Consider the following 22,747-nt stretch of genomic DNA (forward strand, 5'->3'; position numbering starts at 1 on the left):
TTTATCGACAAAATATCCATTGTTTGTTAAGGTAAATTTTTTCATATTGCCAAAATTCTGCACCCCAGAATGTTCTTCAACCTCTTCTCGTGCATTCAAGTGAATGGTACAAAACAAAAAAGCCGCCAATATGGCGACTTATAAAGCATATATATTTTTGTCTCGTCTCCAACGTATAGGTTTCGCCCCTGTTCACCTCTCACCCATTACTGATGTCCCACGATCCGATGAGGTACATACGGTTCTTCCAATGATGCAATTTCTTCAGCTGTTAATGTTATGCTAAGAGCCGCGACCGCATCCTCAAGATGGGATAGCTTCGTAGCGCCAACAATGGGAGCCGTAACCGGCTCTTTCTGCAGCAGCCAGGCAAGTGCGATTTGAACGCGCGGAACGCCGTGTTTTTTCGCTATAGCTGCAACCTGATCAACAATCAAGCGATCAGATGCCGCGGTCCCATCGTATTTCTGTTTTGCGATTTGATCGGTTTCGGAACGAAGCGTGGATTCCTGCGGATCTCTTGTCAATCTCCCACCGGCAAGCGGACTATATGGAATCACGCCGATCTTCTCCTCCTTGCAAAGAGGCAGCATTTCTCTCTCTTCCTCACGGTAGATGAGGTTTAGATGGTTCTGCATGGATACAAATCGAGTCCAGCCATTACTCTCGGCAACAAACAATGCCTTTTGGAACTGCCATGCATACATGGCTGAAGCTCCAATATATCTGGCCTTACCGGCCTTCACCACATCATGCAAGGCTTCCATTGTCTCTTCAATGGGCGTGTTGTAATCCCAGCGGTGAATCTGGTACAAATCCACATAATCGGTTTCCAGTCGTTTTAAACTTTTATCTATCTCACTCATGATGGCCTTTCGGGAAAGTCCGGCGCCGTTCGGACCTTCGTGCATGCGTCCGTTAATCTTCGTGGCTAGCACGATTTCATCGCGATTGGCATAATCCTTCAGAGCACGCCCCACGATTTCCTCGCTATGTCCAAGTGAGTAAACATTTGCCGTATCAAAAAAATTGATGCCCAATTCCAAGGCTTTCTTAATAATGGGGCGGCTGTTCTCTTCATCAAGTACCCATGGATGAACCCAGCCCTCTGCCGATCCAAAGCCCATGCAGCCAAGGCACAGCCGGGACACATCCAAGCCTGTATTTCCAAGCTTCGCATAATTCATATGATTGCTCCTCGCTTTCCCATAGTTACTATAGACGCCATTCACTCTTCTTCTCTATTTTTGTTCTGCAAAATAATGCGACACCGCATATTGATACGACTGCAAGAAAAACGCGACTGCCTTTTGGCTTACCGCCGCTTTAGGGTTAATGATATCAAAACCATGATAACAGCCCTGGTACAACTCGAAATCAACCGGAACGCCTGCTTGCTTTAATTTCTCCACGTAATGAATGGTTTCATCCCGGAATGGTTCGAGATCACCGACATAAGTGACGGTAGGCGGAAGATGAGTGTAATCGGTGGCTCTGGTAGCCGCGGCATAGGGAGATACCTCTTTTCCGTAGCGGTCCCCAAGGTATAACTTCCAAGCCCATTGATTCATATCGGAGTTCCATATAGGAGCGTTATTCTCCTTGGCCGATTCCGTCATCATTCGATCATCAATCATTGGATACAACGGCATTTGAAAAGCGATGTTCACTTCTCCTTTATCCCTTGCATAAAGCGTAAGGGCAGCCGTTAGTCCTCCCCCCGCGCTTTCCCCTCCTACCATCAATTGATTACTTCGGATGCTCAGCTCCCTGGCATGATTCTTCATCCATAGAAGAGCGTCATAGCTATCCTCCAATGCTGCTGGATAGGGTGCTTCGATGGATAGACGATAATCGGGAGCGATGATGACACAGCTGCTGGTGTCCATTAATTTTTTGTACGTATTCTCGAACATTTCGGGTACACCCATCGCATACCCCCCTCCATGCAGCCACAAGATACCGGGAACCTCTTCATTCGTATGATGGGGTTCATAAATTAGAATGCGCAGTTTGGAGCCATCTTTACGTGTAATCCATTCTTCACGGACATTTAAACCTTCCATGTGACTGCCTTTCCGTTTATCGCTTTGTTTCTTTCGATTTAACATCGTTTTGACAAATTTAGCTTCGCTGGAGGTGCCCAATAAGAGACCTAGAAGCTTTCCTCTCCATCTTAATTCCCTATCCATCATGGTATAAGTTACTTTCATGAGTTCCCTCCAAGTACGTATTGATCTGAAAATGTGTTTACAATATAGTAACACTGTGTAAGATAATCAACAGCCAGTTCGATAAATATTGCCGCTTATCGAACGAAAAAATCAAAAACATGAAAGTTGACCGCAGAATCCGCTATACCAAGATGGAGATTATCTGAAACGTGTGATCTATATTTTGCACGATCGCAGTATCGAGACTTGGAGGGAACAAGCACCGCAGATCGATGTCCATACGCCTGAAGCCTTATATTCATTTATATCCAGCGGCAGCGCAGCAGCGATTAAGGAGTGGGTTCGGAACGGAATGACCCAGAGCCCTGAAGAAGTAGCAGCGTTCATCGATAAAGCCACTCGTTCTGTGGAACGGTCTTTTTTGGAATGAAAGCCAATTGGCATACGAGCAGCCATAAGTGCTTGAAAGCCCGTTCTTCCATCACAAACCCGTTCTTCTCTCCAGTTCCTCGGGATAACGGTCTCCCGTCAGCGTGATTCGAGATGTAGCCGAGTTGATCGCAAGCAGATCTTCGGGCGTCAACTCCACTTGGGCTGCTCCCAAATTCTCCTCCAACCGATGTAATTTTCGTGTACCTGGTATTGGAACGATCCAGGGCTTCCGAGCAAGCAGCCATGCAAGTGCTATCTGAGCCAGAGACACGTTTCTGGGTTCAGATACTTGTTGAAGTACTCGAATCAATGCTTGATTGGCTTGAATCGCCTCTGCCGTAAATCGTGGAAGGATACGGCGCGTATCATTTTCATCGAAGGCAGTATCTGCACTCACTTTTCCGGTTAAGTATCCCTTACCTAAAGGACTGAATGGAACAAAACCTATACCCAGTTCCTCCAGAACAGGCAATAATTCCTCCTCCGGACGTCTCCACCACAAGGAGTATTCACTCTGAACCGCAGTCAGGGGATGGACGGTATGCGCACGACGAATGGTTTTGACTCCTGCTTCCGAGAGACCCCAATGCTTCACCTTCCCCTCCTGGATAAGATCCTTCACGACGCCCGCCACTTCCTCAATGGGTACCTTGGGATCCACGCGATGTTGATAATAGAGATCAATGGCTTCCACGCCAAGCCGTTTGAGCGAGCCTTCTACGGATTGCCGGATGCATTGAGGTCGACTATCCTGGACCTGTTTGCCATCCACCATCCTAATGCCAAATTTAGTCGCCAATACAACCTTGTCCTTGAACGGCACAAGCGCTTCTCCTACCAGTTCCTCGTTGATGAAAGGACCGTATATTTCGGCTGTGTCAAAAAAAGTAACGCCTCGATCAATGGCAGCATGAATCACCGATATCATTTCCTTCTTGTCAGCTGCGGGGCCATAGCCATAACTCATGCCCATGCAGCCAAGCCCAATGGCGGTAACCTTCAATCCGCTTGTTCCTAATTCGCGCATTTGCATCATCATCTTCCCTCCCATTGATTCATGTTTAGATTACATACATAACATGATTTCATTATGCTATAGATTATAAGGAGATCGATATCTCATTTGTCTTAAATGATTGCCTAATCCTCTCATTACATTATCGCTGTAGAGAAACATGCCTTATACTGAAAGAAGTGAAATAACAAGGAGGAGCTTATGTCCGAGGAAATACGCAAACACCGGAATGTGCTGGTACAACTATTGGAGCGACATGCGAATCAAAGCGGGGTTCACAAGACGGATATTCCATCATTATTCTTCATTCGTCACTTGCAAGTTACGGAGCCGGTTCATCGGGTCTACAATCCTTCCCTATGTTTTATTGCACAAGGTTCAAAAGAGGTATTGTTGGCGCAGGAACGATATGTGTACGGACCCGCTGATTATCTGATTTCCTCCATGAATGTGCCGGTGGTGGGTCAGGTCATACATGCTTCGAACGAAGTTCCTTTTTTGAGCCTGAAGCTGGAGTTTACGCAGAATCAAATCCTTGAGGTACTCAACGAATACGAACTTCCGATCCTGACTAAGGAAAACGCGAGAAGAGCTTTGTTTGTTGGTCAGATGGAGGCATCACTTCTGGAAGCCATGGTTAGGTTGGCACGCTTGCTGGATCATCCTGCAGAAATATCATTCCTTGCGCCGCTTTATATTAAAGAAATCTTGTTTAGACTCTTGCAAGGGCCTTACGGTGTTGCATTGGCTCAAATCGCTATGGAAGGCAGCAGCACTTATCGAATAAGAGAGACTATTGAGCAAATTATCCGGCATCGTGATCAACCGCTGCGTATCGAAAGTTTAGCTGAGACCGCGAGAATGAGTGTATCTTCGTTCCATAGGCATTTTAAAGAGGTAACCGCCATGAGTCCGCTGCAATTTCAAAAGCAGCTCAGATTACAGGAAGCAAGGAGATTATTATTGTCGGAATCAGCCGATGCCGCCGATGTTGCCTTCCGGGTTGGTTATGAGAGTCCATCCCAATTCAGTCGGGAATATGCGCGTCTATTCGGTTGCCCGCCTAGAACAGATATCAAGCAATTGAAGGAAAAGTATGATGTTTTGCGAGATGCCAACACCTTTTAAGGAACGGATCCGGCATAATAGCTTGGCGAACGACGTAAACGGCACGGCTATGCTATTATCGCAAAAAAAGCACCCCCGGAGTGTAGACTCCAAGGGCACTTCATTAGTGGGATATGCTTCGGACTACAACAGAAAGATCAGAATCGTATGGGACTAGAAGGTGTCGGATGATCACTCCTGCGTGGCTTCCTTCACCAGCGGCATGCCAGCTTCAACTAATCGCTTGTTGCGAATGAAAAATAACGCAAGTACAAGCATGAACAGCCCCGTTCCCATGAGCAGCCATTCAATCTCAATGACATCGGCAAGCGGTCCGAAGACCAACATCCCGAGGGGCATCATGGAAGTCGAGATCATGCCGAAGACCCCGAATATGCGCCCTAAATAATTGTCGTCCACTCTCTCCTGAAGCAAAACAGTCGTAGGCGTGTTGAAAATAGGCATTGCCACTCCAAACACACCCATAACGGCCAAGTAAATCCAGAAGATCGGCACAATGCCGAGCGCGAAGGTGCACACGCCCATGATGATGCTGGCGAGCGTCATGGTGTACACTTTATTTTTGAAACCGCCCCATGAAGCGATAATGCCCCCGCCAACCATCATGCCGATGGAGAACGCGATCTCGATGGCAGTCAAGCGCCATACGTCGTCACCGAAGGTACGCGTCACTTGCAGCGGTGTCAAAAAGGCCGCAGGGGCCATGAGCACGAAGAAAAAGGCGAAAAAGATAAAAAATGTTTTTAAAAAGGCATGCTGGCCAATATAGTCCAAACCCTTCTTGAAATCATCAAGGTAACCTGTCGTTTGGGCACTGGCTGCCTTTTGGTGGAGCGGAATTTTGAGAAAGAACAGTAACGTCAGGATCGCGATTGCCGCTGTGATGACGTCTATGAAAAAAATTATTTCGATTGTCGCCATGGTGAGTAATGCCGCGCTGGCGATAGGCGCAACGAACATAATGAGCGCCTGCAAGGTGCCATTGATGCCGTTTACTCTTGTTAGCTGATCTTGCGGCACGATTTGCGGTAAAATCGCCCCGACCGCAGGTGTCTGAATGCCTGCCCCAAGTGCGCGTACAGCAGCTATGACAAACAGCAGCCATAACGCTTCATAGCCCAGCAAAAAAACGATGGCCAGAATAAGCGTAACCACTGCGATCATGGCATCCGCGATCATAATTAGCCATTTGCGGTTAAAACGGTCAGCCCACACCCCAGCAAAAGGTGAAAGTAAAAAAGTCGGAATAAATCCGCAAATGATATATAACGTCATCATAATACCTGACTGTGTAGTCAGCGTAATATACCACATGATGGAATACTGCACCAAGGCCGAACCAAACAGAGAGATGGTCTGGCTGCTTAAAAAGAGAACAATATTCCTTTTCCAATGCTTTTTCTCATCTGCTTCAGATTGTGACATCGTTACCTGCTCCTACCTCCTTCATCTCGATTACGCTAACTCTATCACAAACCTGACGAGCATATTTCTTCTTGATTGCTCATGTTGATCTTCCCTATGACGATACTCGAAAGCTCCTTATTTCGCAGGGAATGAATGCTGTTTCCCTCACCAGGCCACGAGGAGTGCGAGGATTAAGAGCGTGAACAATCCCCACGGAAAAGAGCTGGCACCAAAGACTTCAAGTAAAACGCCTCCTGTTACTCCCCCGCCAGCGTTAGCCAAATTCCATACCGTTGTGCGCATTGGAATGACCATATCCACTTTGCTATCACCTGCTGCTCTGCAAGCGCTGTTTGCAGCAGCGTTGCTGCGCCGCCGAATGTTAATCTGGCGATGGAAATGACGGCGAATGCTAACTACGCTGTTCAGTACATTTTAGAGGGGATTTGGGATAGCTGTAAAAAAGACCTGAAATAAAAAAGCCGCAAATCTGCGGCTTTCATATTTTGCAAAGGCTAATTCATTTTGGCGATTATTTAAATACGCTATCAGGGACGTAGTAAACTTTCTGCGTATCTTTTTTGTTTACCGGATCTGTAACTATGGTGAAATATACGTTTCCATTTTTAGTCTGTACTCCCTCGATCTCGCGCTTTCCCACATTGGTAATATTCACAAGGGTTTTGTAAGCTCCTGTGCTGGATATGAATGCGATCTGCGGAGTGTCGCCATCCGCGCCGCCTGAGGTATAGATTTCTGTTTTTCCCAGCATATCAGCACCTTGGAAAGAACCGTTAGGTCTGATGATATTACTCCCCGACTGCGTAAAGCTGCTGACCGCGGCGTTGACAGCTGCTGCACTGTCCATTCTCACCTGCTCATTACTGTCTAGCAGCTTGTTTAATGCTACCGTGTCATAAATGGACCACGTTACGGTTCCTTCTGATGTTTGTACGCGGAAAACCGTGTGGGTGCTGTTGCCCCCGCCATCCACGCGATAAGTCTCACCTAATCTTGCACCTGTTGTATTGGCATAATTCATATATGTGAACCGATGCAGGTCCGTATAATCCACTGTCGTTCCGGCCGAATATTGAAGCCTGGCTACCTGAAGAGACCAGTAATACGTGGTGGAAGGATCTGCTTTTGAGCTAAAATAAAAGTAGTTTTCTCCATTATAGGTATACATGTCAAGCGTTTGGCAATGGCCTGAATTGGTGATGGTCATTTCATCAACATATGTGGCATCATTCCCGCTCATAAGCAGTCTTGACAGATAGCATGTTCCCCCCGAGCGTTGGGTGACGTAAAGATACTTGTCTGCGATATAGGCTTTCTGAACGGCCACGTTGTGGTTAAGTCCCTTGAGATTGTAAGCAAGTGTGGCGGAAGCATTTACGGTTTTCTCAGGACTTGCCGCAAATACGGGCATAACGGACACGGTAAAAACCAGAACGGCGAGCATGGCGGAAACCATCCATTTCATTGGCCTTCTCATAAGACGCAGTGCTTGAGCTTGAAACATAACAATACCTCCATTCGAATTCGAAATGATAATTCATGGGACTAATATCGAACTCCGTGTGTGTATAACCTCCTTTATCTTGTATTTCAAAAAAATGATTGGCAAACCATCATACACTAAATACCATACCAAAAAATGGATTGGATTTCCAATGCCATGATGATGATAATGTCATCACATGTCGCCACCATCTCTCGTTCCAGTAAAAAGAATATCCAACGATCGCTCCCGAACCGGAGATCACTGAACAGATGCCACTCATGCAGGGAATGACTCTTTAGGGCAGCTACGGAGAGAGCTAAAACTCGTACAGCAACGAGGGCACGGTCTACCGAATTAAGTTTATTCGGGTCGGGGATGATCCCCGGAAAGCATTAAGGGAAAACGATGAGCTGGACGAGGAACAATTGACCTCGCTTCACAAGCGTCTTGAGCGATTGGATCAGGCCAGCCCTGCTGGTGTGTGGACGGGTGATTTTTTACGTATCATCGAAAAGAATCCAGGTGTTCGAGCGGCAGAACTGGCAGTCGCTATTGGCTGGGAAACCGATAAACTGAAACTGAACGTTCTTAAACTTATCCCCGACATCAGATATTCTCGAATGTAAAACTGCATTTTGTTCCCCCATCTGCTATACACTCCTTACGTTCGACGCGACTGTCCAGTAAAGATTCAAACATAGCCAGCTCGCATTGACACGCTTGCCGGTAACGGCTAGCCACTTGAAAAATGGGACAGTTTCCTTCCTCTAAGGAATACTTGTCATCGTGAATCTTCACTAGCGAGGTCATGTATCCTGCATTATCCTGGATTTTGGCGAGTGTTACTATTTTTTCCTCGAAATTTTGTCCAGTCATGGCTAATTGGTATTTTTGTTCAAGCCTTTTCCTTCTTCGCTTAAATAGTTCGTCAACGAATAATTCACCGAACATATGGTTAATCTCTTCCATCAGCTCTAAAGACAGGACATCATATTGAGTAGGAAATAACTGTTCCGCTAAATCAGTCAGACTATATATATAAGTTGGTCTACCGATATGCTGACGAATCGTCGAGCTTTGGATATAGTTATCCTTTTTCAATGCATTTACATGTTTACGAACAGCCATTCCTGTCACTCCTAGATGTTCTGACATTTCTTGAATGGTGGTTGATCCTAATTTTTTGAGCAACAACAATATTTCTCGTTTCGTCGATGATTCCCGCAAAGGAGCTGTAAGTGTGTTCATTTAATTACCTTCCTTTCTGAACAAGAACATCGATGCAGGCAAAAACTTGGCAGCTCTTTCGCAGCATCCGTCCGGATTTCCTTCACGGAGGGAGGACTCATGAGAAGTCCAGTACAAGCTCTATTTTCGTAATGCCCTCCTCCAGAAGCAATGAAGTAAACACAAGTACAGTTTATACGCTTAAAACATATTTGTATACACTCAATTTTGTTTGTATGTAGAAACAATTTGTCGTTAAGTAAACATGTGTGGATTATACTGGGTGTGAAAATGTTGAAATGAGGTGAATCCAATTGGATTTTATGCGTGTGTTGATTGAAGGCAGCATTTTATCCGATGTTTTCTTGATCATCGTGCCTTGTTCCATCCGTGTGCCGTTGTTTCCTTTTGACTTCCCTGTCATTAGGTTTAATATGTAAGTAAAAGAGATGGGGGTATGATATGGAAAGAACTGAAATTATAGCAATAGTATCATTGTTAATATCCATCTTCCTTCTGCTTAAGCACTTTAGAATGCAATCCCGAATCAATGAGCTTACATCCGATCTTGCACGCCTGGAGGGCCGATCGGAGGTTTATCCTCCTCCCCGCCCACAGCAGCCGGCTGTTGTTGATACTCATTTCATAAGCTCGGGGAGCTCAGAGCTTTCACCAGAGCTGGAGCAACGCCTGCGACAACTGCTGGCTGAAGGAAATAAGATTAAGGCGATCAAAGAATTACGTGAGGCTATGCATCTCTCCCTGAAAGATGCGAAGAATTACGTGGACGCCATGGATCAGCGCTAGGCTATACGTACAAAGAGTGCCTCTTGATCATGAGGCATTCTTTTTTTTTGTGGTGCCCCTTCACTAAGCTAGAAATGCTTCTTCAGAAGTTCTTCAGAATTAATTCAGAATTCCCCTCGTTTTATCCCAAGATTTCCCCCTTAGAATAGAATCCATAACATGATTACGGGGGGATTTACACAATGACAAGGCTGATCGATTGGCTGCACGAGCAGGCTGTTTTTTTAAGCAGATTTCTTATATCGCCGGGGCAGATCGGAAGTGTAGCACCAAGTTCCAGAGAACTTGCAGAGACCATGGTGAAACCGGTAGCTTGGGAGCATATAAGGACCATTGCAGAGCTTGGCGCCGGCACAGGTGCGATTACAAGACACATACAATCCGCTGCCGGAGTGGATACAAGAGTGCTGTTATTTGAGAAAGACCCTTATCTTCGTCGTAAGCTGAAAGAGCGATATCCGCACTATTCCTGTTACACCGATGGCAGTCACCTTCGTCTATTCCTTAAACAGGAAGGCCTGGAGTCACTGGACTGCATCATCAGCGGACTTCCTTTTTTTAATTTTTCACAATACGTTCGGGACCGCATCATAACCGAAATTGTTGCAGCCTTGAACAAGGACGGGCTCTTTATTGCATTTCAATATTCACAACAGATGAAGAAGCAGCTCATGGAGCATTTTGACATCATCAACATTCATTTCGTTCCGAAGAACTTCCCTCCAGCCTTCGTTTACGTGTGTCGAAAAAAGCAAATTTGAGTGCTGAGGAGCCTCATCGTTGAATACTTTATTATGGCTTATCCGCTATGTTACTCTTTCATTAGATTGCGCCGACATTCAAGCTTGATCTTGGCCTGGGAGCCTACTAGCAAAGGAGAGCATGTCCTTGAAAAACATTAACGTTCTGATCGTCGATGATGATAAGGAAATCCGCGACGTCCTGCACGTCTATCTTCGCAATGAAGGCTATCACGTATTGGAGGCGGAAGATGGGCTTCAAGCCCTTCAGCTTCTTCAACAACATGAAGTTCAGCTCATCATTCTCGACGTGATGCTGCCGAAACTGGATGGGATCGCGGCCTGTCTTCAAATACGTGAGCGATCAGCGATTCCCATCATTATGCTCTCGGCCAAAGTAGAATCTCTGGATAAGATTACGGGACTGTCAACCGGGGCGGACGATTATGTCACGAAGCCGTTCCATCCGGTGGAGCTTATGGCGAGGGTAAAGGCCCAGTTGCGGCGGCAAAATTTCCTGAGCCTTCGGGAAGAGGAACCTTCCGAAATTCATATCGGCGACCTGTCCATTCATAAAAAACAGCATCTGGTGAAGGTTCGCGGTGCTGCGGTTTCCCTGACACCTATTGAGTTTTCCATTCTAGAGCTTCTTGCGGCGAATCGCGGTCAGATTTTCAGCGTAAGCAAGATTCACGAATGCGTTTGGAAAGAACAGACCCCCTTTTTCTCTGACAATACGGTGATGGTCCATATCCGTAATATCCGAGAAAAGATAGAGCTGGTCCCCCGCAAGCCGCAGTACATCAAAACCGTATGGGGAGTAGGATATAAAATTGAAAAATAAACGCTTTTCCTTGCTGACGGGCGCCGGCAGCTTACGGATGCGAATGCTCTGGTCTTTTGTCATCAGTATACTTGTGGGCTTGCTTGTCTCACTGGTAACGCCTAGGTTCACAGAAGTCTATTATGTGAATTTGCTGGTTGTGTTGGTGTCGTTCATCCTCCCCTTTTTCTTCACCTTCTTTTTCCTGACGCGTCATATCATCCGGTACGTGTCGGAAATGGCCTCTGGTCTTGACACTATCGCTCAAGGCCAGCTGGATTACCGAGTTATGGTAAAAAGAAAGGATGAACTGGGGGATATTGCGCTGAATATCAATGCCATGGCTGAAAAGCTCGAAACGCAGATTGGCCGGGAGCGACAGATGGAGAAAGCCAAGCTGGAACTGATCACGGGCGTATCTCATGACCTGCGCACCCCTCTCACAAGCATTATCGGCTATCTGGATTTATTGAAAGACAAGGCGTACCAGGACTTGAAGGAACATGACCGTTTTGTAAGCAATACCTACAACAAAGCGCTGCAGCTCAAGCAGCTCATCGATGACTTGTTTGCGTACACCCGGCTGGCTTCGAATGAAGTAAGCCCGGAGATGGAGAGGATTGATCTGAGGGAACTGTTGGTTCAACTCTTGGTTGAGCTTGAACCGATTGCCAAAGAAAACCAGCTTCGATTGGAGATGAACATCCATGAAGCCCCCCTTGTTCGCGAGGCAGATCCGGAGATGATCCGCAGAGCCATCGATAATCTGCTGATGAATGCACTGAAGTTCTCGGTGAGGCCCGGTGTTATTCGCATAACATTACTCCACAGCGATGATCATATGGAGCTCTCCATCGAAAATAAAGGAATGCCGATTACGAAAGAGCAGGAGTCCCGGCTATTCGACCGCTTTTACAAAGCTGACGATGCCCGTACCTTTCAGAGAATCCAGTCTGGTTCCGGTCTTGGGCTTTCCATAGCCCGCAGCATTGTGGAGCTGCACAGCGGAGCGCTTCAATTTCATCATCAAGACGGACATTTTACGTTCAGCATAATCCTTCCTTTATGAATGAATCCATCCCAAACGACCTCCAAGGCTCTTTTCAAGCGCAATGGACATGGATTAAAATGGTAGTAACAGTACCTAATCCCAATGGAAAAGAGGTTTGCCCATGAAAAGAAGATTCGTTCTATTGCTTGCCGCCTTATTTGTCACCGTCTCTTTATCAGCCTATTCATCCACCGCTGTCTCTGCAGACGGAACAGAGTACACTGTATTCTCCGATCGCCAGACAGGTACGGTAAAGCCTTGAGGACAAAGGATTCTGCTTGCCGCATCCCCTGCTTAAACAAATTCCTATCTTGACTCTATTAAATTCACGACAATACACCCATACGTAAAGTTACTCTAACAGAACAGGATGAGACGATATCGGCTCTTACTGCCCCAATCGTCTCATCCTGTTCCTCTTTCTATTTAAATATAAATTCAGCGATTTGCAGCTTCTCTCTTATTGCCCAGCCAAATATTCATCCAACTGACGCTGGATTTCCGCTACGTAATCATCAATGCCTGCCGCCTTCAGTTTCTGGATGGCCTTCGGATATTCGGTTTCAAAATTTACAAAGCCGGAACGTATGGCAGCTAAATCCTTGCCTGCCACTTCCTTCAATGCCGTTTCGATTAACTTCACCTTCTCATTATTAAACCGGAAACCGAGTGAAGCCGATCGTACGGCCTGATCATCCCAGCTCTTATAAGTATCTATGGACTCTTGTGCTACATTCGGCCCGAACAATTGATAGTTCTGGTTTCTGAACATCCATTCATAGAAAAATTCGTTAGGAGTCAGCTTGTTGATTCTTCCGTCTACAATCTCGTAGTCCTTGCCTTCGACGCCATAGAGAGCAAACAGGTAATTTTCCTGGGATTTATAAAGCCAGTTGACAAACTTCATGGCCCCTTCCGGATTTGGAGCATTCACAGGGATACCTAGCACTTCTCCGCCTGTGGCCGTAATATAACGCGGCTTCTCCGCCGCTAACAGATAGGTTTTGACCTCGGCATCCGGTGCATTTGCCTTAATCGCATCAACAATCTCCATTTCCTTGCCCAAAGACCCTTCAACCCATAAGTACAAGCCGGTCTGCATCCGGGAGTCTCTTTCATTGTACTTAATGGTCAGATCCTCCGTATATAACCCCGCATCATACATGCCGCGGTTGAATTTCGCTACTTCCTGGAAAGCTTCCGTTTCATAGTAGCTATATGCTTTTTTGCTGTCTTCCCCAAACACAACCAGATCTTCTACAGCAATCCAGTTATATTGTTCTTCGGCAAAATACCGGGTTAACGGTTTAAAGATAATGTCAGCAGGCCCCTTCATATCAGGAAAATCCTTGGCCGCCCTTGTCGCAAACTCTTTCAAATCGTCGGCAGTCTTCAGATCCGTCATCCCCACGGCTTCGAGGATATCCTGACGCACGGCAACTAACTGATACATGGCAGAGGACGGCGCATAAGCTGAAGGAATACCGTAAATCTTCCCGTCGATGGTTGCGCCCTGAAGCTGCTCCTTGGGCAGGACTTTGAGCATATCCTGGCCATGTTCCTGAATCAAATCATCCAAGACCATGGCTTGTTTCTTGTTCACGATTGTTGAGAGGTCCGGGAGACCGTCCCAATATAAATCAATCGGTTCGTTGGCAGCCAGCATGATATCTTTTTGTTCCCAATACTGCGCCCACGGCACAAATACAACTTCTACCTTCAAGCCAAGATCGGCAGCCATTTTCTCGGCAAATTCATTGTCCAGAAATTCGCTCATCCGATCGCTTCGATCCCCCGGGTACAGAATCGTAACCGTTTCCAGCGCAGCGGCTCCCCCTTCTTTTTTGCCGCTGCAGCCTGCCATAACGGAAACAGCCGCAATCAGTAACACCATAAAGATCAGCATTTTCTTTGTTCTCATGAAAGACCCTCCCTAATCAAATGGTTAATCTATGTTAAAAGCCTGTATCGGCCAGTAACCACTTAGGTGTCTATTCTTTGACCGCACCGGCCATAATTCCATGCACGAAGTATTTCTGAATGTACGGGTACAGGAAAATGATCGGCCCAATCGTAATGACCGTAATGGCCATCTTCACGGTCTCCGCAGGCAATGTGATGTTGCCGGAGGCCCCTGATGGAATGCGCCCGGAGCTTATCGCATTGACGTTGGACAGAATGTTGTAGAGATAATACTGCAGCGGGAACAAATCGCGTTCATTAATAAAAATCAGAGCATGCCACCAATCGTTCCAATATTGAAGCGCATACATTAAACCTACCGTCAACAGTGCCGTTTTGCTTAACGGGAGCGCTATTTTCACATAAATCGTAAAATAATTAGCGCCATCCATCTCCGCCGCCTCATATAGGGATGAAGAGATGCTTGCAAAATACGTCCGCATGAGGAACATGTTCCATACGCTAAAGATCGAAGGCAGGATCAAGGCCAGAATGCTGTTCTTCAGTCCGTAATAATTGACACTGACCATGTACCACGGAATCAAGCCGGCCGAGAAGATGATGGTGAAATTACTGATAAAAGCGAGTACATTGCGATATTTCAGCTTTTTGATCGATAGGGAAAATGCAATCATGCTGGTAATCAGCAAAGCCCCCATTGTACCCACAAAGGTTACAAATAAAGTCACGCCGTAGGACTTGAGTATTTTCGTTCCGCTATTAACGAAGATATATTTATACGTATCCAGGCTTGGGCTCAAGGGAATAATCGAATATCCGTTTCTCGCCACGGCCTGTTCCGAAGAAAAGGACACGCTTAGGGTTAGAACAAGGGGATACAGACAAATGAGTGCAAATACGCCAATGAAACCATAGGCAACGCCGATCACCAATTTATCGCCTAGCAATCTGTTCTTTTCCTTCATTAAAATAGACCCTCTCCGTCATTTATTTTCTTAGCGGATTTGTTCGCAGCCGTAATCAGGATTAGTCCCATCAAGGACTGGAACAGCCCGATGGCCGTCGAATAGGAAAAGCCAAGCGTGCGCATCGACTGATACACATAGGTATCAATGACCGTTACTTCCTCAGCCAGAACCGGATTGTTGCCGACGATACCATAAATCATCCCAAAGTCGCCATAGAAGATTCGTCCGACACTCAGCAAACTTAAGACGATAATGGTTGGTTTCAGCATGGGCACAGTCAAGAAAAGAATGCGCTGCAGTTTGTTCGCGCCATCAACTTTGGCTGCTTCATATAAACTCCCATCGAAATTGGACATCGCCGCCATATAGATAATGGAGCTGTACCCGCTCCACTTCCAGACGCTTGACAGAATGATGATCCATTTCCAATATTTCGGCTCCGAGTACCACCGAATGGGTTCTGCGCCAAAGAACTCCAAGACATGATTGGCAACGCCCACATCCGTGGAGAAAATGCCGTACAGGATCGCCCCAACGACGACCCAGGATATAAAGTACGGAAAAAACATCATGCTTTGTGCTATCTTTTTGTAGGTTTTATGCCGGATCTCATTAATCATGATGGCAATCGTAACAGGGATGATAATGCCTAGGATAAGACCGAAAAAGTTGATGTACAGTGTATTGTAAGTAACCTTCCACCCCATGCTGTTTGCCGAAAAAAAGTATTTGAAATTGTCCAGGCCCACAAACTTGCTGCCAAAGATGCCATCCACGACATTAAAATCGGTAAATGCCATCCATACTCCCGCAAAAGGGATGTAAGAGAACATGATCAGCACAATCAGAGCAGGCACGCACATGAGATACAGTATTCTGTTCTTCTTGATTTCATATAGAAAGCCCTTAACACCCGAACCCATTCCATCACTACCTTTGCATTGTGATTAAACGATTATGCTGTAATGCTGTGCTGCAGCTTCTCCTTCAGTTGATCCAGATCAATGACGGTGCCGGTGAGCCTTGCCTCTTCTGCTGCATAGGCCATCATGTGGCTTTCGACGGACATGTCGATGGAGGATCGGCTGCTGAAGCCGGCGTTCCCCAAATTATCCAGGAAATCGATCATCAGACCGGTATCGCCGCCATTATGTCCGCCGCTCATCATGGCTGGCCGAACAACAGTCTGCTCAACGGGTTCTGCCATATTGGAGTTAAAGCGGGTCACTTCGATGACGTTCAGGTTATCGTCTCCTCGAATTTCTCCATGCTCGCACATGATTTTAATCGTGCGGTACATCTTGTTGGTAAACGCGCTTAAATTAAATGTGGCCGTTACCCCGTTCTTGAACTCGATCAGTGTCACCTGATGATCACACACATCGTTGTCCGTCCGGTAAACACAGCGTCCGTAAGGACTCGTCTCCAGTACGTTTAACAGTCCCTCTTCACTCTGATCGACCGATATGGCCGTTGCCGGCCACTGCCCTCTCATCGGCAGATAGGCCTTTCTGGCATCGAACCGGCAGTCTGCGGCCACCTTGCAGTCCAGGCATCGCTCGGCACTGCCGGCCGGCGCATTCTCTTCCTTAAAATAAGTCAGGTTGCCATAAGAAGAGATTCGTTTAGCCCCGCTGTCCACCAGCCAGGAAAGAATATCCATGTCATGACAGGACTTCTGCATAATGATCGGACTCGCCAGATCACTTCTTCTCCAATTACCTCTTACGAAGGAATGAGCCATATGGAAATTACCAACGTTCTCGTTATGCTGAATCGTGATCACCTTGCCAAGCTCCTGGCTATCAATGATTCTCTTAATCTCGGCAAAAAAATGAGTGTAACGGAGCACATGACATACAATCACTTTGCGCCCTTTTTCATTGGCCTTCTGCTGGATTCTCAAGCATTCTTCAGGACTTGGGGAAATGGGCTTTTCGAGCAAAATGTCATATCCCAGATCGAGCGCCTGCATCGTCTGCTCATAATGGTCTCTATCCATGGAAGAGATAATGACGGCATCGCAAATTTTTCCGAGCCGGTAAAATGCTTCTACGGATTCAAACTGTCGGTCCAGCGGGATCTGGAACTCATCCGCAGCAGCCTTTCTTCTGTCGTCATTTGGTTCGATCACCGCAACGATGTCTTCGCTTTGGTAAGCGTATCTTGTGTAAATCATGCCTCTTTGTCCTGCGCCGATTAATGCTAACTTCAAATCTATGACCTCCAGCGTTCTCGTATTTGTGCCAAACAAGCTATTCCTGCTCCGGAACTACAGGGTCTTCCAAGGGATAATATCCTTCCGGATAATACGTATCCCATATATTCGTCAGTGGATCTTCATGGGTGATTTCGACTTGTATTGAACCTGTCTCATAATATCCGTTCTGCTGCCGGTTTTGTATATTCAGCGCGACATAGGAACGGTCTTCGAAATAGAGGGCTATACTCAGCGTATAACTTCCCGGCGACATGTCCGGCAATGGAACCATCTCGTTATGGACATGGTCCCCTGTCAGCCATGTGTGGGTAGCCGCGTGCAGCGGTAGTTCATAGGATACTTCTCCCTGCCTTAACTGAACGCAGATTTGAAAATCCCGATAAATCCTCGAACTGCCCGTGTTGGCAAACCAGAATCGCAGTGGCAGGCTCCCATGGCTGGACACGGTTTCCGGATAAGTCAGCCTGCGCAGAGCAAGATCATACCCAAGCCCTGCATTCACATTCGAGAGGCTTGCATGCCATCGCAATGCTTCCCGTCTGATATTCGGACCACACGCTAGATCAGTCACATGGAGGACAACCGGGTGGCTCTTCCATACATGCTGCAGCTTTTGTACGGCAAACGCCTCGCAGCATTCGATCCAATTCGCTTCGCTGCACCTCACCAGCAGGCCAAATCCACAACTGTGTTCCTTTACATATTGGATTAATCGATCATTCTGCAGCTCAGCCAGCATTGTCTGTGAGTCAAACGCCTCTATATAGGCGTTCCATTCTTCCTTGCTGTCAGACAGGGTGGATATCAGAACGGCTGTAAGGCGCCTGTCCGAACCGATATAACTCCCGACTTTGCGGATCAAGGCTGCAAAGCAATCATCGGCATCATTCTTCACCCACACAGGCAAATCCGGCATCAGGACTAGAATTGGATTAAGGGCAGCACGCAGGGCTTCCTCTATCCCTTCGAGCCTAAATTCTCCTCTTGCCGGCTCCAGCTCCCTCCATGACAATTGGACATATTGAAACTGTCCGTGGCCTGGATCTTGATTCTTATTCGGTAAGGGAACCGGCCGAATTTTTACGGTTTTATATTTTTCATAGTTTTCAAGCGAGTATGGGGTCATCCGATTAACTCCCCTTTATATGGCTGTCAACGGTTTGGAGGAATTCTTCAATGTCGGAGGCTTTGATGTAGGGATTAAGCCCAATCTTCTCGATTTCTTCGCTTAGCACCACCATGCTTAGTGTATTAAACCGGGCTCCCGTCTTCATGTATGCCGCCGCTGCTTTTTGCAGCGATGTAGTCCATTCCCCGGGATTTAGGACCGGATCAGCCTTCCAATCCCCAAAGACCTCATAACGCAGCATACCGTCTCCCTCCATCGTCGGATAATTATAAAATTGCCGTTGGATATGCACGATGTTGCTGCTCTCATTGTCCAAAACAAGCCCTAACCGCGTATCATAAAGCCAGCTTGCACTCCAGAAGCCTCTAATGGCTAATTCCGGAAAATATTGATCATAGAATGCTATCGCCATTGCCATTGAATTCTTCAATCTGTCCGGTGTGTACCCGGGTCCGGCTGGAATGTGAAGCGCCAAGAGCATGTCTCCCTGCTCCAGAACAGGCACCCATTCCGCCTTTAAGATGGGAGTCGGTTCTCTTTCCACGAATCCCATGGGATTGATCCGGTTAGCTATAACAAAAATGTCATTCTCCTGCCATTCCGTAGTGAAGCTGCCTTCAGGGTCGTAAACGTCATTGATTCCGTTCCTTTGTCCATCGCTGCGGAACTCTTCCCCCGCATGCGCAAGGGCGATCACTTCATGTGTCTCCACATGACGAAACATCGTGAAAGAATCCCCGAATCGGTAGGGAATAAAGTAAAACCGATCTAACAGAAAGATGGAACAGGTATAGAAATTCATCACCCACGGAAAATCATGTACCTTCGCATCACCGTGCAAAACCAGTTTCTCTAACTGAACTTTCAGCGGTTGATGAGGAATCTGCTCGTAATACGCTTTGGGCACGGAGCGCTCCTGCAGCCTTTGCATGGAAGGGTTAACGCAAGCCAGCAGCAACAAAAATGAATACAACTCCCCGTATTCCTTCATGCATCCAGGCGTCATGTTCGTATAATGGGTTTCATCGCAGCGATTTCGCGCAGAGCACATATCATCTACTAAGAATTTGGTGAAGTGAAACAACACGGCATCTTGTTCGATCGCCTCAATCCCATGAATGAGCCATTGCTGTGTATGTTCTGGAATTTGATACAGATCGAAGAGTTCGTGCAGAAACTCGCGCGGAATGAGAAACGGATTCCGATTCGGTTCATAGCGGTTATATTTTGCTTCCAATCCATCCGGCAGATCATCAAAATTGCAGCTTGCCGTACATTCGTTATAACTCAACACATTCAGCATTTCGCTTCTTTCCCCCGTTCAACGAATAGTTTGCCCATCGGGTAATAGCCGTCCTGGTTTCCCTCGATCGCAAGCTGGATATTGCCGATTTCGGCTACCCCGGTTTCGATGCCAACCTCCAAGCTGTACTCTCCTTCCGGCATATCCTCCGGTAAAGTAAAACTTTCTTCCCAAGCAATATCCACATCAGGCAGCCAATCCCGAATGTCTTCCCTACTTCGAAGGGTATACGTCTGACTATTGCCTGTAAGCCTTACCACAAGTGAATAATGATTGTAGATCGGAGCGACTCCCACATTCGCCCACAGAGCAGCAATACCGAGCTCTGCGCCCGCACTCACTTCCGAGTCGTATGTGAATTTCCTCAGTTCAAAGCGGTATCCCATCTTGTTCAGCCATGCCTTGATGTTCTCTTTCCACGGCTCCGGAACGACCGTTCCTTTATTGTTAAATGAAGAGATATGCCACTTCAGCGTTTCTTGAATGATATAATCAATATCCCAGCCCTGCAGATACCAATCATTCATGTGCCAACAGGCTTCAAATAAAATCGGCGCCTTCTCCCAGGCATCGGCCATCTGAAAATTCTGTATATTTTGAGGATAGAAGTCCGTCATATGGGACCATTGGTCGCCATGGAACCCGCCCATATCGCCCAAGCAATCAACACGAAAGCCTACCTTAGCTTTACGTTCCTTTATGATCCGGATTGACAACGGGTCATGCAGGAGTGCCTGGAGAGGCGTTATTTTAAAACCGTCCAGATAGGCATCCGTTATGCTCGAAATGGCCTCCGGCTTCAAAAACTCGGTTCCTCCGCCTTCTCCCCATGCCCCTACAATCGTCATATCCACCGAACTTATGACCGGATGCCCGTCAAACCGTGCCGCGAACGCCTTGATAAAATCAGACCAATAAGCTATGTATGGGGTCGTCTGTGGGTCTACTCTCCAGAATGGAAATTCGGGTTCCTCCGGATATTCCGCCCGAAACCACGCCGGGATATCATCCTCATCACTTAACGCATAGGGCGAACAACGAACGACAGCCGTACAGCCCATCGATTTGGCGTAGTCCAGCTTCTCCTCCAGCACTTCCCAATGAAAAACCCCTTTGCTGATTTCCAGGTCCCTCCAGCGTGCACTGCAGAAATACACTTTGCTGTCGGGATGATTGAAGGTTCTGCCGTTTTCGGTGAACTTATATTGGTTATGTTCTTCGCCCCGATTATCATAGATTCGGTCCGGCTCCCCCATTAACCCCGGTGCCGCTGTAAAACCGATGCCTGGATTGCTTAAGATGTCATCGGATATCGCCGGATAAACCGTCACTGCTCTGTTCATGTGCATCAGCTCCCACCATGTGCTAACGAATTTGCATTTTGTTACGTTATTTGTTACGTTATTGTTGCTATTTTTATCATTTTGTTTAGTAATCTCATGTTATATCACCCACCCCTAACCTTGCAATATAAATTTACGTTTTTTTAAAATTTCATGTAACATAGCGCGGCATAGATGTGTTATGATGAGTTATAAATAGCAGACATTCTCAAAATTAATCAACGTAACAGTATTACGTAACAAACATCCTGATTTGAGTAATCATTGTCTGGAATGTAACATTCCTATAAACTCTAAATGGTGATCATTAGTAACTTAAAAGGAGAATGTGTTTATTTATGAGTACGATTCGGGATGTTGCTAAATTAGCCAAGGTATCCACTGCCACCGTATCCAGAGTTCTAAACAATGATACGAAATATAAAATCACCGACGAAACCCGAGAAAGGGTATGGCAAGCCGTTACTCAGCTCAACTATAAAATCAGCGCAAGCCCCAAGCGAAAGGTTGCCCCCAAGGATGATGCCGAGAGCAAGTCCCATATCAAAATCGGATGCATCCTGAGCGTGACAAAAGATAAATATAACGACCCTTATTTCATGTCGATTCTATCGGGTGTGGAAGAGCGGTTGCTCAGTGCAGGATATAACATTGCCTTTATTCGCACAGGAATAGAGCTGAATGATAATAAGGTTCTATTCAACACCTTCAGTGAACCGATTACCGGCCTTATCCTTATGGAATCCTTGAACAGCGAGACTTACGAGTATATACGCAAGCAGGTCCCCTATATCGTGGGCATTGACACGGAACGCGGAGATATCGACAATGTGGGCTATGATCATTACCATGTAGCTTCTATGGCAGTAAACCATCTCATTGAGAAGGGACATACCCGTATTGGTTATATCGGGGGAAGCGGATTAACAAGCAACTTAAAAGACAGCCGCCGCTATCGAGGTTACTATTCCACCATGCATGCTGCCGGATTGTCAGTAAATTCAGATTGGGTTATTGATTGCATGTGGGATGAAGCGGTCTGTATCGAGAAAGTCAATCATTTATGCAAAACCAGGAATTACCCTACCGCCTTCTTCGCCGCCAGCGATCTGATGGCGATGGCGGCCCTCAATGGCTTGTACAACAACGGCATCTCTGTTCCTCATGAAGTGGCTGTTATAGGACTTTCCAATATCGAGGTTTCCAAGTATTCCAATCCTCCGCTATCCACGATCGATATCCCAACCAGAGAAATTGGTATGGTCGCTGTCGATAACTTACTAGACCGAATCAACGGAAACGTTCTCCTGCCTAAGAAGGTTATTCTGCCCAACCGCTTGGTCGTACGCAGCTCTACTTAGGTATGGGGCGACACACGTACAGGTTTAACAACCTGCGCCAAATCAAGGATCAAGCACCCTGACACGGTGCTCTTTTTTCATAGTACATGAACATTCTGCTTATGAAAGGGGGTGAGCGCTTCGAATCCAATAGACTGATTTTCCAAGCTGGAAGAATGCTGGATATGCGGCTGTACAGGCAACCCATC

At 46.6% G+C, this 22,747-nt stretch carries 22 protein-coding genes; 9 read left to right on the forward strand and 13 right to left on the reverse strand.

The annotated features are described in order from the left end of the window. Positions 1-206: 206 nt before the first annotated feature. Positions 207-1,187, reverse strand: a complete 981-nt coding sequence (locus tag M2277_RS28195; protein WP_006210139.1) for an aldo/keto reductase — start codon at positions 1,185-1,187, stop codon at positions 207-209. A gap of 54 nt (positions 1,188-1,241) precedes the next feature. After that, positions 1,242-2,213 (reverse strand): alpha/beta hydrolase, encoded by a 972-nt coding sequence (locus M2277_RS28200; RefSeq protein ID WP_280756193.1) that lies wholly within the window; start codon positions 2,211-2,213, stop codon positions 1,242-1,244. Between the two features lie 172 nt (positions 2,214-2,385). On the opposite strand from M2277_RS28200, the gene M2277_RS28205 reads away from it, so the two are divergent. Beyond that, the gene (locus M2277_RS28205; protein WP_481857796.1) at positions 2,386-2,604 is read left to right on the forward strand and encodes a TetR-like C-terminal domain-containing protein; all 219 of its coding nucleotides are present in this window, start codon (positions 2,386-2,388) and stop codon (positions 2,602-2,604) included. 51 nt (positions 2,605-2,655) lie between these two features. Here M2277_RS28205 and M2277_RS28210 read toward each other — a convergent pair whose 3' ends face one another. After that, positions 2,656-3,639 carry an aldo/keto reductase gene (locus M2277_RS28210; RefSeq protein WP_148248799.1) on the reverse strand — a complete coding sequence of 328 codons (984 nt, stop codon included), beginning with the start codon at positions 3,637-3,639 and terminating at the stop codon, positions 2,656-2,658. A 183-nt stretch (positions 3,640-3,822) separates the two neighbouring features. Here M2277_RS28210 and M2277_RS28215 point away from each other — a divergent pair, with 183 nt between their 5' ends. Then, positions 3,823-4,749: an AraC family transcriptional regulator gene (locus tag M2277_RS28215; protein WP_063479455.1), complete on the forward strand. Its 927-nt coding sequence runs from the start codon at positions 3,823-3,825 to the stop codon at positions 4,747-4,749. Between the two features lie 171 nt (positions 4,750-4,920). On the opposite strand, the gene M2277_RS28220 is transcribed toward M2277_RS28215, so the two are convergent. Continuing rightward, on the reverse strand, positions 4,921-6,174 hold the full coding sequence (locus M2277_RS28220; RefSeq protein WP_036639431.1) for an MFS transporter: 1,254 nt from the start codon (positions 6,172-6,174) through the stop codon (positions 4,921-4,923). 181 nt (positions 6,175-6,355) lie between these two features. Between M2277_RS28220 and M2277_RS28225 the strand changes: the two genes are divergently transcribed. After that, entirely contained in the window at positions 6,356-6,559 is a 204-nt protein-coding gene (locus M2277_RS28225; protein ID WP_156515063.1) for a hypothetical protein, read from the forward strand. Between the two features lie 129 nt (positions 6,560-6,688). Here M2277_RS28225 and M2277_RS28230 read toward each other — a convergent pair whose 3' ends face one another. Together M2277_RS28230 and M2277_RS28235 are read right to left on the reverse strand one after the other, a co-directional pair. Then, positions 6,689-7,681: a phage baseplate protein gene (locus M2277_RS28230; RefSeq protein WP_280756194.1), complete on the reverse strand. Its 993-nt coding sequence runs from the start codon at positions 7,679-7,681 to the stop codon at positions 6,689-6,691. Positions 7,682-8,269: 588 nt separating this feature from the next. Next, a complete protein-coding gene (locus M2277_RS28235) occupies positions 8,270-8,911 on the reverse strand; it encodes a helix-turn-helix transcriptional regulator (protein ID WP_063479453.1) in 642 nt (213 codons plus the stop codon). 441 nt (positions 8,912-9,352) lie between these two features. On the opposite strand from M2277_RS28235, the gene M2277_RS28240 reads away from it, so the two are divergent. The 5 genes from M2277_RS28240 to M2277_RS28260 all read left to right on the forward strand — a co-directional run bounded on the left by M2277_RS28240 (position 9,353) and on the right by M2277_RS28260 (position 12,573). Beyond that, positions 9,353-9,697 carry a ribosomal protein L7/L12 gene (locus M2277_RS28240; RefSeq protein ID WP_063479452.1) on the forward strand — a complete coding sequence of 115 codons (345 nt, stop codon included), beginning with the start codon at positions 9,353-9,355 and terminating at the stop codon, positions 9,695-9,697. Positions 9,698-9,879: 182 nt separating this feature from the next. Then, on the forward strand, positions 9,880-10,458 hold the full coding sequence (locus M2277_RS28245; RefSeq protein ID WP_280756195.1) for a class I SAM-dependent methyltransferase: 579 nt from the start codon (positions 9,880-9,882) through the stop codon (positions 10,456-10,458). A 121-nt stretch (positions 10,459-10,579) separates the two neighbouring features. Next, positions 10,580-11,281 (forward strand): response regulator transcription factor, encoded by a 702-nt coding sequence (locus tag M2277_RS28250; RefSeq protein ID WP_040680654.1) that lies wholly within the window; start codon positions 10,580-10,582, stop codon positions 11,279-11,281. Further along, positions 11,271-12,329: a sensor histidine kinase gene (locus M2277_RS28255; RefSeq protein ID WP_280756196.1), complete on the forward strand. Its 1,059-nt coding sequence runs from the start codon at positions 11,271-11,273 to the stop codon at positions 12,327-12,329. The genes M2277_RS28250 and M2277_RS28255 overlap by 11 nt, the downstream gene beginning before the upstream one ends. 103 nt (positions 12,330-12,432) lie before the next feature. Further along, positions 12,433-12,573, forward strand: coding sequence for a hypothetical protein (locus M2277_RS28260; RefSeq protein ID WP_156515062.1), 141 nt, complete (start codon positions 12,433-12,435; stop codon positions 12,571-12,573). A 198-nt stretch (positions 12,574-12,771) separates the two neighbouring features. On the opposite strand, the gene M2277_RS28265 is transcribed toward M2277_RS28260, so the two are convergent. The 7 genes from M2277_RS28265 to M2277_RS28295 form a co-directional block, all read right to left on the reverse strand. Then, positions 12,772-14,232, reverse strand: coding sequence for an ABC transporter substrate-binding protein (locus M2277_RS28265; RefSeq protein WP_006210125.1), 1,461 nt, complete (start codon positions 14,230-14,232; stop codon positions 12,772-12,774). Between the two features lie 70 nt (positions 14,233-14,302). Further along, positions 14,303-15,199, reverse strand: a complete 897-nt coding sequence (locus tag M2277_RS28270; RefSeq protein WP_063479449.1) for a carbohydrate ABC transporter permease — start codon at positions 15,197-15,199, stop codon at positions 14,303-14,305. Further along, a complete protein-coding gene (locus M2277_RS28275; protein WP_006210123.1) occupies positions 15,199-16,125 on the reverse strand; it encodes an ABC transporter permease in 927 nt (308 codons plus the stop codon). Before M2277_RS28275 ends, M2277_RS28270 begins: the two co-directional genes overlap by 1 nt. 32 nt (positions 16,126-16,157) lie before the next feature. Next, complete coding sequence (locus M2277_RS28280) at positions 16,158-17,417, reverse strand: Gfo/Idh/MocA family protein (protein ID WP_006210122.1); 1,260 nt, start codon at positions 17,415-17,417, stop codon at positions 16,158-16,160. Between the two features lie 40 nt (positions 17,418-17,457). Continuing rightward, positions 17,458-18,549: a DUF4832 domain-containing protein gene (locus tag M2277_RS28285; RefSeq protein ID WP_280756197.1), complete on the reverse strand. Its 1,092-nt coding sequence runs from the start codon at positions 18,547-18,549 to the stop codon at positions 17,458-17,460. 4 nt (positions 18,550-18,553) lie between these two features. Continuing rightward, positions 18,554-19,855, reverse strand: a complete 1,302-nt coding sequence (locus M2277_RS28290; RefSeq protein WP_148247403.1) for an acyltransferase domain-containing protein — start codon at positions 19,853-19,855, stop codon at positions 18,554-18,556. Next, on the reverse strand, positions 19,849-21,198 hold the full coding sequence (locus M2277_RS28295; RefSeq protein ID WP_280756198.1) for a DUF4832 domain-containing protein: 1,350 nt from the start codon (positions 21,196-21,198) through the stop codon (positions 19,849-19,851). Before M2277_RS28295 ends, M2277_RS28290 begins: the two co-directional genes overlap by 7 nt. A gap of 338 nt (positions 21,199-21,536) precedes the next feature. Between M2277_RS28295 and M2277_RS28300 the strand changes: the two genes are divergently transcribed. Further along, positions 21,537-22,559: a LacI family DNA-binding transcriptional regulator gene (locus M2277_RS28300; RefSeq protein WP_063479444.1), complete on the forward strand. Its 1,023-nt coding sequence runs from the start codon at positions 21,537-21,539 to the stop codon at positions 22,557-22,559. The last annotated feature ends 188 nt before the right edge of the window (positions 22,560-22,747 follow it).

It is taken from the genome of Paenibacillus sp. LBL (assembly GCF_029893715.1).
Taxonomy (GTDB): domain Bacteria; phylum Bacillota; class Bacilli; order Paenibacillales; family Paenibacillaceae; genus Paenibacillus_AQ; species Paenibacillus_AQ glucanolyticus.

Excerpts from the sequence above, each read along its gene's own strand:
- M2277_RS28250 (WP_040680654.1), top strand. The coding sequence starts at position 10,580 with ATGTCCTTGAAAAACATTAACGTTCTGATCGTCGATGATGATAAGGAA.
- M2277_RS28295 (WP_280756198.1), bottom strand. The coding sequence starts at position 21,198 with ATGAACAGAGCAGTGACGGTTTATCCGGCGATATCCGATGACATCTTA.
- M2277_RS28215 (WP_063479455.1), top strand. The coding sequence starts at position 3,823 with ATGTCCGAGGAAATACGCAAACACCGGAATGTGCTGGTACAACTATTG.
- M2277_RS28290 (WP_148247403.1), bottom strand. The coding sequence starts at position 19,855 with ATGCTGAATGTGTTGAGTTATAACGAATGTACGGCAAGCTGCAATTTT.
- M2277_RS28195 (WP_006210139.1), bottom strand. The coding sequence starts at position 1,187 with ATGAATTATGCGAAGCTTGGAAATACAGGCTTGGATGTGTCCCGGCTG.
- M2277_RS28220 (WP_036639431.1), bottom strand. The coding sequence starts at position 6,174 with ATGTCACAATCTGAAGCAGATGAGAAAAAGCATTGGAAAAGGAATATT.
- M2277_RS28245 (WP_280756195.1), top strand. The coding sequence starts at position 9,880 with ATGACAAGGCTGATCGATTGGCTGCACGAGCAGGCTGTTTTTTTAAGC.
- M2277_RS28235 (WP_063479453.1), bottom strand. The coding sequence starts at position 8,911 with ATGAACACACTTACAGCTCCTTTGCGGGAATCATCGACGAAACGAGAA.
- M2277_RS28240 (WP_063479452.1), top strand. The coding sequence starts at position 9,353 with ATGGAAAGAACTGAAATTATAGCAATAGTATCATTGTTAATATCCATC.
- M2277_RS28200 (WP_280756193.1), bottom strand. The coding sequence starts at position 2,213 with ATGAAAGTAACTTATACCATGATGGATAGGGAATTAAGATGGAGAGGA.
- M2277_RS28300 (WP_063479444.1), top strand. The coding sequence starts at position 21,537 with ATGAGTACGATTCGGGATGTTGCTAAATTAGCCAAGGTATCCACTGCC.
- M2277_RS28260 (WP_156515062.1), top strand. The coding sequence starts at position 12,433 with ATGAAAAGAAGATTCGTTCTATTGCTTGCCGCCTTATTTGTCACCGTC.
- M2277_RS28210 (WP_148248799.1), bottom strand. The coding sequence starts at position 3,639 with ATGCAAATGCGCGAATTAGGAACAAGCGGATTGAAGGTTACCGCCATT.
- M2277_RS28265 (WP_006210125.1), bottom strand. The coding sequence starts at position 14,232 with ATGAGAACAAAGAAAATGCTGATCTTTATGGTGTTACTGATTGCGGCT.
- M2277_RS28275 (WP_006210123.1), bottom strand. The coding sequence starts at position 16,125 with ATGGGTTCGGGTGTTAAGGGCTTTCTATATGAAATCAAGAAGAACAGA.
- M2277_RS28230 (WP_280756194.1), bottom strand. The coding sequence starts at position 7,681 with ATGTTTCAAGCTCAAGCACTGCGTCTTATGAGAAGGCCAATGAAATGG.
- M2277_RS28285 (WP_280756197.1), bottom strand. The coding sequence starts at position 18,549 with ATGACCCCATACTCGCTTGAAAACTATGAAAAATATAAAACCGTAAAA.
- M2277_RS28270 (WP_063479449.1), bottom strand. The coding sequence starts at position 15,199 with ATGAAGGAAAAGAACAGATTGCTAGGCGATAAATTGGTGATCGGCGTT.